This is a genomic window from Rhodoferax sp. (assembly GCF_028714215.1).
Classification (GTDB): Bacteria; Pseudomonadota; Gammaproteobacteria; order Burkholderiales; family Burkholderiaceae_C; genus Rhodoferax.
In genome coordinates this window covers 26,943-37,731 of record NZ_JAQTMS010000050.1, presented here as the reverse complement: position 1 = coordinate 37,731, position 10,789 = coordinate 26,943, and the positions used below count along the sequence as shown (strand labels likewise).

Below are 10,789 nucleotides of genomic sequence, written 5' to 3'. Positions count from 1 at the left end.
AGCGACACCTCCCAGGGACGCCGCATTTTCTGGGGCCGTGTTGCCACCGGTAGCGCGCAGGTGGGGCAAAAAGTTTCAATCCTGCCCAGCGGGCAGACTGCCGTGGTGGCACAGGTATTGCGCCATACGCGCCAACCCGGCGCGGTCGGGGCCGGGCACGGCGCCGGCTTGGTGCTGGACCGGGAAGTGGATGTGTCGCGCGGCGACTGGCTGCTGGCTGTCGAACCCGAAACCTTCAAACGCAGCCGAGAACTCACGGCCACCGTGGCCTGGATGGACGATGAACCGCTGGTGGCGGGCCGCGTCTACTGGGCGCTGCACGGACACCGCTGGGTGAAAGCCAAAATCAAGCGCATTGTGCACAAACTCGATATCAATACCCTGACTGAAACCGAGGCGAGCCAACTCGATGCCAATGCGATCGGCCGCGTCGAACTGACGCTACAGGAGGCGATTGTTGTTCTGCCCTACTCCCACTCGCGCGTGTTGGGCTCGCTGATTTTGGTGGACACAGCAAGCCACAAAACCGCCGGGGCGGTGCTGATCAATTAAAATCTGTTACTTTTATCCATTCGCCGCAAAATCCCCAAAATGACACATACCGTCACTGAAGCCTGTATCAAATGCAAGTACACCGATTGCGTCGACGTTTGCCCCGTGGACTGCTTTCGCGAAGGCCCCAATTTTTTGACCATCGATCCTGATGAGTGCATTGACTGCGCAGTGTGCATTCCGGAGTGCCCGGTGAATGCCATCTATGCCGAAGAGGATGTGCCGGCCGACCAGCAGCACATGACCAAACTGAACGCCGAATTAGCCAAGTTGCCGAGTTGGAAAGGCATCAGCAAACGCAAGGCCCCCCTGCCGGAGGCCGAAGAATGGAAAGACAAGACCGGCAAGCTGCAGTATCTGATACGCTGAACATCCTCCTTATTGCATTTCAAAATCAACCCCCTGTGCGCAACCATCAAGACCCCATAGAAACCGACGCCGTGATCGTCGGTGCCGGCCCTGTCGGGCTATTTCAGGTATTCGAACTTGGCCTGCTGGAAATCAAGGCCCATGTCGTTGACTCGCTGCCTCATCCTGGCGGCCAATGCGTCGAGTTGTATCCCGACAAACCGATCTACGACATCCCGGCAGTACCGGTGTGCACCGGCAAGGAACTTACCGACAATCTGCTCAAGCAGATCGAGCCTTTTGGCGCCACGTTTCACTACGGGCAGGAAGTCACGGCCGTGGAAAAGCAAACTGACGGACGCTTTTTTGTGGCGACGTCCAAGGGCACCCGCTTTCTCACCAAAACCATTTTTATCGCCGCCGGCGTCGGTGCATTCCAGCCCCGTACCCTCAAGATCGACGGTCTGGAAACGTTTGAAGATTCACAACTTTTCTACCGCGTGCGCAATCCGGCGGATTTCGCGGGCAAGAATCTGGTGATCGTGGGCGGCGGCGATTCGGCACTCGACTGGGCGCTGGAGTTCGTCAAGGACAGTCCGCACAAAGCTGAAAGTGTGATTCTGATTCACCGCCGCGATGGCTTCAAGGCGGCGCCTGCCAATGTAGCGAAGATGAAAGAGCTGTGCGACGCGCTGGAGATGCAATTCATCATCGGCCAGGTCACCGGCTATGAGGAAAAAGACAGCATTCTGACTGGCATCAAGGTCACCGGAGCGGACGGTGTGACCCGTGTTGTGCCGTTGGACATTCTGCTGGTGTTTTTCGGCCTGTCGCCCAAGCTTGGCCCGATCGCCGATTGGGGCCTAGATATCGAACGTAAGCAGATAAAGGTCGATACCGAAAAGTTTTCCACCAACGAACCCGGTATTTTTGCCGTCGGCGACATCAACATCTATCCAGGCAAGAAGAAGCTGATTTTGAGCGGTTTCCACGAATGTGCGCTGGCCGCTTTTGGCGCCATGCCGATCATTTTTCCGGAAAAAAAGGTGTTTCTGCAGTACACGACGACCAGTCCCAAGCTGCACAAGGTTCTGGGAGTCGAATCGCCCGTGTTCGACTGATTGGGATCCAAACTGTGCTTGATGAGTGGCTGCGCGAAGACAAACTCAGCCAAGCGCTTATTGTTTATCCTATTCTCAATTAATTGTCGGTGGTCGCTTAGAAAAGCAAAAAAAATGACGCTATAATTTAAGGCTTATTCCTCGATAGCTCAGTTGGTAGAGCGCCGGACTGTTAATCCGTAGGTCCCTGGTTCGAGCCCAGGTCGAGGAGCCAAAAATCCAGATGAATGAAGCCCTTGCGAGAAATCGCTGGGGCTTTTTCATGTTTGGTTTGTTCGATTCCAATTACTGGGTTCTGCGTCGACTCGGTACGTGCCCAGCTAATCCTGCGATGCTGATGTCTTTCCCGTCGACTCCGCAGTGGCATGGCGCAGGGTCATTTCTCTGGCCATTCTTTGCAATTGCTCCTCGACTTCATGTCGCACAAAAGGCAGGCCGAACATACGCACCAGCAGTGAACCGGGCACCATTTCGATGTGGTATTTGATGCGCACGTCCTGGTTCAGAGGGACAATCTCTGCCTCGCTGTCCATCCGCGTCGCTGTGCTGGTGAGGTTTCTCGCCACAATCCGCTTTTTCGACTCAAGGTGTATTTGCCGATCGGACTCGAAGGAATAGGAAAATGGGCCGTACTTTGCGAGCCCCTCCTGCCTCACAATCCAAACATTCCCGTTGCGCGAAATCACCTTGCTCACGGTCAGATTTCCAAGAATGGAGGTCATATGGTCAAAATCGGTCATTACCTCCCACGCGGTGTCCACCGATACCGGAACTTCCATGGTTGCGTCGATGATAAAAGTGTCGCCGTTCTGCTGCACGGCAATATCTATATTTTGATCAACGCCTGACGCCGCCTTACAAGCAAGCGAGAGCAGGCAGAACAGTGCTGCCGCCAACATTCGCGTACGTGCGGTACCCATCATTTGCATTGCCTATCGAGCAATTGCCAGGCCAGCACCAATTCATTGCGACAAAATCCAGTCGGCCAGATTCTTGAGGGCCACCGGGTCCTTGGTGTTGATGATCTTATGCTCTTCCTCAGTTCCATCTTCGGTCTTGAACTTAGGGGCAGTGGTCATTTGCTTCATGACTTTTTCTTGTCCGTCCGGTTTGCCCCGGTATTTCAGTGCAACATTTTTCAGCGATGGACCTGTTTTTGTTTTGTCCACTGAATGGCACTTGGTGCACTCATTCTTTTTGAACAAGGCTTGTGCCGCATCGGCGTCAAAAGCAGCTTGTGCAGGAAGCATGTAAACGAACGCCAGTACCGCCGAGGCGCCAATGACCAGGGAAAGAAGAAACTTCTTCATTTGAAACTCCTTATCGACCCATTCAGGCCTACTGATGCAGCCTTTTTACTCTACTTGATGTGAAGCGCTCCGCTACCAAACAGGCCAATCAGGCCGATCATGATCAGGTAGATGGCCACAATGAGATTCAAAAGCTTGGGCATAACCAATATGAGAATCCCCGCCATGAGCGAGATCAGGGGGGTCAAACCGAAGTTGATGTTCATGAGGGCTCCATCGCAATTGAATCAAGAAATACAGACACCTGCATGATGCAACCACGCCCCACCACAAGTCTGTGCGTTGTCGCACAAATTCCGGTTCATCGGGTTGGGTAGATTCGGGAGAGCAGCAATGGCGCGGCCCAGGTCAAGCCAGTTGCAGGCCCGACGTGGAGCAGGAACGGGCGGCAAGCGTCGTGACCCCTCACGCGTGACACAGCCACCTCAAGGAGGTGGCTGTTTGTCGGCCTGACTGCGGCCTACCCAGCAAACAAATCTACTGCGACAAAATCCAGTCGGCCAGATTCTTGAGGGCCACCGGGTCCTTGCTGTTGATGACCTTGTGCTCTTCCTCGGTTCCATCTTCCGTCTTGACCTTGGGTGCCGTAGTGATTTGCTTGATCACCTTGTCTTGGCCGTCGGCCTTGCCCTTGTACTTCAGCGCAATTTTTTTCAGGGCCGGGCCTGTTTTGGTCTTATCCACGGAATGGCACTTGCTGCACTCGTTCTTTTTGAACAAGGCTTGCGCCGCATCTGCATCCACTGCGGCGTGAACCGGCAGCATGCTGGCAAGCGCCAGCAATGCCGAACCGCTAATGAGGGAGAGAGAAAACTTCTTCATTTAAAACTCCTTAAAGGTCATTCTTTGGCCTCGGATACATAACGCGGTTGGTGCTTCCCGTGCTGACAATGGTAACTTTTGCTTACAACAGTTTACCTGCGCATCAACTGTCTCAAGTGCAGGTCAATTCAGGGTTTATCGACCGACGTGAGCCGTTCGGCCTTGATGGGCCTTGGGCTTGACGTTTCTGCTTTTCTTGGCCTGTTTGCCGTGCTTGACAGGCTTCACGTGTCTGGCGTGCTTGGCAACTGGGCGGGCCATCGATTCCTTGACCGCAACAGCGCGCGGATGCGCCTTGAGCCAGGCCGCGTCACGTTCAGCAACGAGTTTGGCACCAGCTTCAGCCGGCGTCCTGGCGGGGGCCGTTTGCGCGAAGCCTGAGACTGCGCAGACGGACAGGAGGGATGCAAGAACGAGGAATTTCTTCACGGTATATTTCCAATTTGATTGATAGCCTGCCCGCCCGAAGGTGCGCAGGACCGAATCTTCTAACGGCAGAACCGACCACCACGTTGACAATTCTTCCGAATGCGGTCGATCTGATTGTCGAATGAATGGGCGATGGCTCTGATGGCCCAAAATGCGATACTTCGCTTGCTGCGATTGAATTCCCTTTCCACTTGCAAGGTCTGCCCTCGATGAATACTATTTTCCAGCGTTGCACTCTCAGTGTTGCCATTTCATTCACACTTGCCGGCGCTGCCATGGCGGCTGGTACCAGCAAGCCGGTGACCCAGAATCGGGCCGACATTCCGGCCGAGTTTCGCTGGGACTTCACACCCATCTATGCCAACTGGCAGGCATGGGAAGCCGGCATGAACGAGATCGACAGCAGAATCGATGCGTTTGCCAAACTCAAAGGCTCGCTCAAGAATGGCCCTGACGCCGTCCTGAAGGCTTACCAGGCATTCGACCAAATCGGCATGCTGCAGTACAAGGTTTACGGCTATACCGCACTTCAGCGCGACGTCGATACGCGCAACCAGGATGTCGCAGGAAAATTTCAGCGCGTCATGGCCTTGTTTTCCAAACTTGGCACTGCCACCTCATGGTTCACGCCCGAGCTGTTGACCGTTCCTCAGGCGAAGATGGAAAAATGGATTGCCACGACACCGGCACTCAAACAGTACAAATTCACCATTCTGGACAACTATCGACAACAGAAACATGTGCTTGACGAAAAGGGCGAACGCCTGCTGTCCTACGCCGCACGATTCGGCGCAACGCCGAAGGCTACTTTTCAGGAGTTGTCAACGTCGGATATCAAGTTCCCCATGGTGACGCTGTCCGACGGCAAGGAAATCAAGCTCTCGCCAGGCACCTATCAGTCGGTGCTGGCGACCAATTACCAGCAGGCCGACCGGGCCAAGGCGTTCGAAGCCTATTTGAAAACCTATGCCGCAACCACCAACACCTACGCAGCGATCTACAACGGGGTATTGCAGCAGGGATGGTTCAACGCGCAGGCGCGCAATTTCCCGGCCACCCTGGAATCCGCACTCGATGGCAATGCCATTCCAGCATCGGTGGTGACGACCCTAGTCGATACCGTGCGCAAGGGCACGGCACCGCTGCAACGCTACATGAAACTGCGCAAGAAGCTGCTCGGTCTGGATACCTATCACCTGTATGACGGCGCCATTCCGATCTACAAGACGGACAAGCAGTATTCCTATGCCGATTCGCGCGACCAGGTGCTCGCCTCGGTGGCGCCTCTAGGTGCCGACTATGTCGCCAAGTATCAGAAATTTCTGGCCGGCAAACAGGTCGACGTCTATGAAAACGAAGGCAAGCGCAGCGGCGCGTACGTGAGCGGCATTTACGGTGTCGGACCTTACATGCTGTTGAACCACAACGACACGCAGGACGCACTGTTCACCCTGGCGCACGAGGGAGGCCATGCCATGCACACTGTGCTGGCGAACGAAACCCAGCCCTTCGTGACTGCGGACTACACCATCTTTGTTGCCGAGGTCGCCTCCACCACCAACGAGCGTTTTCTGCTGAATCACTTGCTGCAAGCGAGCCAGGATCCGAAGGAGCGCTTCCTCTTGCTGCAGCACGCGGTCGATTCGATTGTTGGCACTTTCTACACCCAGGTGCTGTTTGCCGACTTCGAATTGCAGGCGCACAAGCTGGTCGAGCAAGGCCAGCCGATTACCTCGGATGTACTGAATAATATTTACCTGAAGCTGCTGACGGACTATTACGGTGATGCCGTCATGATCGACGATCTGTACAAATACACCTGGTCGCGCATTCCGCACTTCTACAATTCTCCTTACTACGTTTATCAATACGCAACCTGCTTCGCTTCGTCAGCCAAACTCTTCAAGGACATGACCACCGGCCCGGCCTCGTCCCGCGCTGCCGCCACTGATCGCTACCTTGCCTTGCTCAAGAGCGGCGGCAACGACCACCCGATGAAACAGTTGCAGAAAGCCGGCGTTGATCTCTCCAAACGCGAGACCGTGCAAGCGATGGTTGATCAAATGGAGGAGTTGGTCGCACAAATGGAAGCTGAGGCCGCGAAGATTCCTTGAGTCAAGTCTGCGCGAGATGCTCACGATCCTGATTGCCTGAAGCGGCTGCTACAGTAAGCCGCAACCCGAAACAAAAAATTGCCATGGCCTACCCTCCGGAATTTCTCAAGCTTGTCGACGAATTCATTCATCTTGCCAACCGCTTGGCCGAAGACGGAAAGGACGGCGAGGTCAGCGCCGCCATCCTGTTTGCGGCGGGTCGTTACAACGCCTTCAATTTCATGTCTCACAACGGCACACAGCAGGACCAGGCGCGAGCCGTGGAGTTCTACGTCTCGGAATACCGCAATGCGCTTGTTTCGAACCTGGAGGGTGTCGTCGGGCCAGTGATCAAGCCCCAAGGTTAGGGGCGCAGCCAATCCGGCCTTCGACGATCGCGTTCTTTTCGCCAAATACCTGTTGGCAAGTCAACTTAATTGGAAACATGACGACATGAGTTTACAGACCTGGTGGTTATTCGTTTTAATGGCTTTTGTCGTCTCGGCGACGCCTGGGCCCAATATGTTGCTGGTGATGAGCAGCAGCGCGCGATTTGGCCTGCGCGCGGCGATTGCCACGATGGCCGGCTGCATGACGGCTTTGCTGGCCATGATGAGCACTTCAGCGGCGGGACTGGGCGCCTTGCTGCATGCTTTTCCGGCCCTGTTCGACGCTTTGCGCCTGGCCGGCGCCGCCTACCTGGCCTACCTTGGTGTCAAAAGTTGGCGTTCACCGGTCCATGACCCTGCGCCGGATTCAACCCGACAACCAGAGCCGGCGGCAAAATCCATCGCTCTTTTTCGGCAAGGCATGCTGGTGGCGGCGAGCAACCCCAAAGCGATTCTTTTCGCGGCAGCATTCTTTCCGCAGTTCATCAATCCCGAGCTTCCAAAGTTGCCGCAATTCGCAATCCTGATCAGCACGTTCACGGTGATCGAGATCAGTTGGTACCTGGTCTATGCCGTCAGCGGAAAGAGACTCTCCAGCTACCTGCAACGGGCCACCGTATTGCGGGCCTTCAATCGCACGACCGGCGGCGTCTTCATCGGGTTTGCCGCGCTCATGGCCGGTGTGCGCGACTGAATCGCAGTCAAGGTTTTCTTTGTCGGTCCGCCTGCTAGGGGATTTTGGCAAGATCGGGCAATGAAGTTGATTTTCAAAAGACTTGCTGCAAGCGCCGTGCTGGCGCTGGTTCTGATCGGCTGTGCGGGTTCAAGCCCCAGTCCGACCAGCAACGTCGCGCCAGTTTCATCCAGCCGACCCAGGCTGATTGCCTTGATCGTGATCGATGGCCTGCCGCAACGCCAGATCGAGAATTACCGCGACCAATTTGGCGCTGACGGGTTTGCCCGTTTCATGGAACACGGCGCCTGGTTCATCAATGCGCATTACGACCACGCTTACACCGTCACTGCGGCGGGCCATGCCGTCATGCTCAGCGGCGCGAATCCCAGTCGCAGTGGCATCATAGGCAATGAGTGGCGTGATCCCGATAGCGGCGACGGCGTGTACTGCGTGGCAGACCCATCAGCCAGTTACATCGGCCACAAGACGCAGGCCTATGACGGCACCAGCCCCAAGAACCTGCTGGTTGAAACGCTGGGGGACGTGCTGCGTAGCGCCGACGCACGCTCAAAAGTCATCGCCATCTCGGGCAAGGACCGGGGTGCCATTCTGCCAGCTGGCAAGACCGGCACCGCTTACATGTACATGAGTGGCAGCGGTGAATTCGCCTCCAGCACCTACTATATGAGCGCGCATCCATCCTGGGTTGATCGCTTTAATGCAGCGAAGCCGGCTGACCGGTATTTCAAGTCTTCCTGGACCGCGTTGCTGCCAGACTCTGCCTACCGGCGCGGGCCTGCAGGCGCCCTGCCGCCGGCCGGTGCCGAGCTTCCCATCATGTACGGCGCGCCACAGGATGAGGCGCCCGGCGTGCGCTTTTACAGCTCTTTGCTGCAAGGACCGTTTGGCGATGCGCTGGCACTGGATTTTGCCCGCGCCGCGCTGACGGGTGAAGCACTTGGCCAGGACGATGCACCCGACATTCTGGTGGTCAGTCTGTCCGGGCATGACTACGTGAATCATGCATTCAGTGCCGAGTCTCTCCCGTCACAGGATCACACCTTGCAGCTTGATCGCTTGCTGCAGGCCTTTTTCAGGGATCTGGATACCCATGTCGGACGCGACAACTACATCGCTGCGTTGACCTCTGACCACGGCTTCATGCCGACGCCGGAGTACAGTCGAAGTCTGGGGCTTGAGGGCGGCCGAATTGCTTCCGGACCCATGCTGGCGCGGATCAACGCCGGCTTGGCGCAACGTTTCGGACCCGGCAAGTGGGTGATGGGTTTGTCGGCCAATACCATGGCACTGGACCGGGCGTTGATTACGCGCCAGAGAATCGATGGACGGGCGTTGGCGCAACAGGCGCGCGCTCTTCTGCTGACCGAGCCGGGGGTGGCTGCCGCCTATACGCGCCAGCAATTGCTGGACGGGCAGCGCAGCGCCGAACCCCTGTTTGAACAGATGCGCAAGTCGTGGCACCCGCACCTGTCAGGGGATGTGCAATTTGCCCTCAAACCGAATTGGATGTTTGGCGTTGGCAACCGGGGCGCCACGCACGGATCGCCATACGACTACGACACCCATGTTCCGCTGATGTTGTGGGGTCCGCGCTGGGTGCGCGCCGCGGCACTGTCGGACCGGGTGGGCATCGTCGATCTGGCGCCGACGCTGGCGCGCTTTCTACAGATTGCTCCGCCGGCCGCTTCGGAAGGTCACCTGTTGCCTCTGGCGGCACCTTGACACCTTGATATGGCAGGCTGTCCAACTTGAAACCGTCACACCACCGCAGCGGCGGCTTTGGAAATAGCGATCCCGGGGTCGTCATCGGCAACTTCCCCTGGTATGAAATGGTCTGGCGCTCGCTGCGCGGAGACTTCAAACCCCTGGCGGAGCCGACCGGTGGCTATGCCGCTTTTGCCCGCCAATGGAGTGTCCCGGTGGACCATGCACGCATCGCGCTGCGACAGGACGCACCCCACGTGACCTGGCTGGGTCACGTCACAATTTTGCTGCAGGTGGGCGGTTTGAATATTCTCATCGACCCGACCCTGGCCGGCTTCGCCGGACCTTACGGCCGGTTTGGCGCGCCACGCCGAGTGCCGGCACCCCTGCAGCCCCAGGAACTGCCACCGATTGATGTTGTGCTGATTTCGCACAACCACTACGACCACCTCTGTCACGCCACCATTGCCGGTCTGCTGGCAGCCGGGCAGAGGCCACGGTTCTTTGTTCCCTTGGGCCTGAAGGCCTGGTTCGATGCGCGAGGCATAAGCCAGGTCACCGAACTGGATTGGTGGGATCAGGTCAAATTGGGTGAGGCAGTCGGGAATGCCCCGCAGAGAAACACAATCCGCCTTCACTTCACACCAGCGCAACACTGGAATCGGCGAACGCCGTTCGATACCAACGCGTCCCTTTGGGGTGGCTACCTGCTGGAATGGCACCAGGGAGCGGCGGCGCCGTGGCGCTTCCTGTTCCCAGGGGACACCGGCTACAGCGCGGACTTCAAGACCATTCGCGAGCGGATTGGGGCTGTTGACTTTTTGGCCCTTCCCATAGGCGCCTATTTGCCGCGTGATTTCATGAAGAACATGCACGTCAACCCGGCCGATGCCGTGCAACTCATGCTTGATCTGGAAACCAAACAGGCCATGGGTGTGCATTGGGGCACCTTCATGTTGACGCAAGAAGCCTTCGATCAACCACCGCGTGACCTTGCCATTGCCCTGCGCCAACGCGGTCTGGCTGCTGACTCGGTGTGGCTCATGCGGCATGGTGAAACAAGAGCGATCCCAACCGGCCAGGCTAAGAACTTGTCCGTAAATAAGTGGGGGTCGCGCAAATGAATTTTCGGGATGGGATGCGAGGCGCAAAATCCAAGCCAAGGCTGCTTGCCTTGGCTGATTTTGTAACGAAGCAGACCGCCCGAAAATCCGTTTGCCCGAAGGGTTGGGTCGAAATCGGGCGATTTGCCGACCAAATTCCTTGCATGGGCAGGCAGCCCATGCTGCGAAATGTTGGCGGGCAACTCATCCCGATTGCGTCC

General features: G+C 56.8%; 12 protein-coding genes, 1 tRNA gene and 1 pseudogene. 9 read left to right on the top strand and 5 right to left on the bottom strand.

The window, feature by feature from the left end; all coding sequences use genetic code 11:
* The 4 genes and pseudogenes from PHS32_RS18910 to PHS32_RS18895 all read left to right on the top strand — a co-directional run.
* Positions 1–552: pseudogene (locus tag PHS32_RS18910) on the top strand (sulfate adenylyltransferase); the annotation flags it as partial.
* A 39-nt stretch (positions 553–591) separates the two neighbouring features.
* Positions 592–921, top strand: coding sequence for a ferredoxin FdxA (gene fdxA / locus PHS32_RS18905; RefSeq protein WP_301080655.1), 330 nt, complete (start codon positions 592–594; stop codon positions 919–921).
* 35 nt (positions 922–956) lie between these two features.
* On the top strand, positions 957–2,021 hold the full coding sequence (locus PHS32_RS18900) for an NAD(P)/FAD-dependent oxidoreductase (RefSeq protein WP_301080658.1): 1,065 nt from the start codon (positions 957–959) through the stop codon (positions 2,019–2,021).
* Between the two features lie 138 nt (positions 2,022–2,159).
* Positions 2,160–2,235, top strand: a tRNA-Asn gene (locus tag PHS32_RS18895).
* Positions 2,236–2,341: 106 nt separating this feature from the next.
* Here PHS32_RS18895 and PHS32_RS18890 read toward each other — a convergent pair.
* The 5 genes from PHS32_RS18890 to PHS32_RS18870 all read right to left on the bottom strand — a co-directional run bounded on the left by PHS32_RS18890 (position 2,342) and on the right by PHS32_RS18870 (position 4,582).
* The gene (locus PHS32_RS18890) at positions 2,342–2,944 is read right to left on the bottom strand and encodes an SRPBCC family protein (protein WP_301080653.1); all 603 of its coding nucleotides are present in this window, start codon (positions 2,942–2,944) and stop codon (positions 2,342–2,344) included.
* Positions 2,945–2,983: 39 nt separating this feature from the next.
* Entirely contained in the window at positions 2,984–3,331 is a 348-nt protein-coding gene (locus PHS32_RS18885; protein ID WP_301080652.1) for a c-type cytochrome, read from the bottom strand.
* Between the two features lie 50 nt (positions 3,332–3,381).
* Complete coding sequence (locus PHS32_RS18880; RefSeq protein ID WP_301080651.1) at positions 3,382–3,537, bottom strand: DUF3096 domain-containing protein; 156 nt, start codon at positions 3,535–3,537, stop codon at positions 3,382–3,384.
* 271 nt (positions 3,538–3,808) lie between these two features.
* Positions 3,809–4,153 carry a c-type cytochrome gene (locus tag PHS32_RS18875; RefSeq protein WP_301080650.1) on the bottom strand — a complete coding sequence of 115 codons (345 nt, stop codon included), beginning with the start codon at positions 4,151–4,153 and terminating at the stop codon, positions 3,809–3,811.
* A 135-nt stretch (positions 4,154–4,288) separates the two neighbouring features.
* Positions 4,289–4,582 carry a hypothetical protein gene (locus tag PHS32_RS18870; RefSeq protein WP_301080649.1) on the bottom strand — a complete coding sequence of 98 codons (294 nt, stop codon included), beginning with the start codon at positions 4,580–4,582 and terminating at the stop codon, positions 4,289–4,291.
* 209 nt (positions 4,583–4,791) lie between these two features.
* Here PHS32_RS18870 and pepF point away from each other — a divergent pair, with 209 nt between their 5' ends.
* From pepF to PHS32_RS18845, 5 genes are all read left to right on the top strand, one after another.
* On the top strand, positions 4,792–6,696 hold the full coding sequence (pepF, locus tag PHS32_RS18865; protein WP_301080648.1) for an oligoendopeptidase F: 1,905 nt from the start codon (positions 4,792–4,794) through the stop codon (positions 6,694–6,696).
* A gap of 83 nt (positions 6,697–6,779) precedes the next feature.
* The gene (locus tag PHS32_RS18860) at positions 6,780–7,043 is read left to right on the top strand and encodes a DUF3144 domain-containing protein (protein ID WP_301080647.1); all 264 of its coding nucleotides are present in this window, start codon (positions 6,780–6,782) and stop codon (positions 7,041–7,043) included.
* Between the two features lie 85 nt (positions 7,044–7,128).
* Positions 7,129–7,758, top strand: a complete 630-nt coding sequence (locus PHS32_RS18855; RefSeq protein ID WP_301080646.1) for a LysE family translocator — start codon at positions 7,129–7,131, stop codon at positions 7,756–7,758.
* 60 nt (positions 7,759–7,818) lie between these two features.
* A complete protein-coding gene (locus PHS32_RS18850; protein ID WP_301080645.1) occupies positions 7,819–9,483 on the top strand; it encodes an alkaline phosphatase family protein in 1,665 nt (554 codons plus the stop codon).
* A gap of 26 nt (positions 9,484–9,509) precedes the next feature.
* On the top strand, positions 9,510–10,589 hold the full coding sequence (locus PHS32_RS18845; RefSeq protein WP_301080644.1) for an MBL fold metallo-hydrolase: 1,080 nt from the start codon (positions 9,510–9,512) through the stop codon (positions 10,587–10,589).
* Positions 10,590–10,789 lie beyond the last annotated feature (200 nt).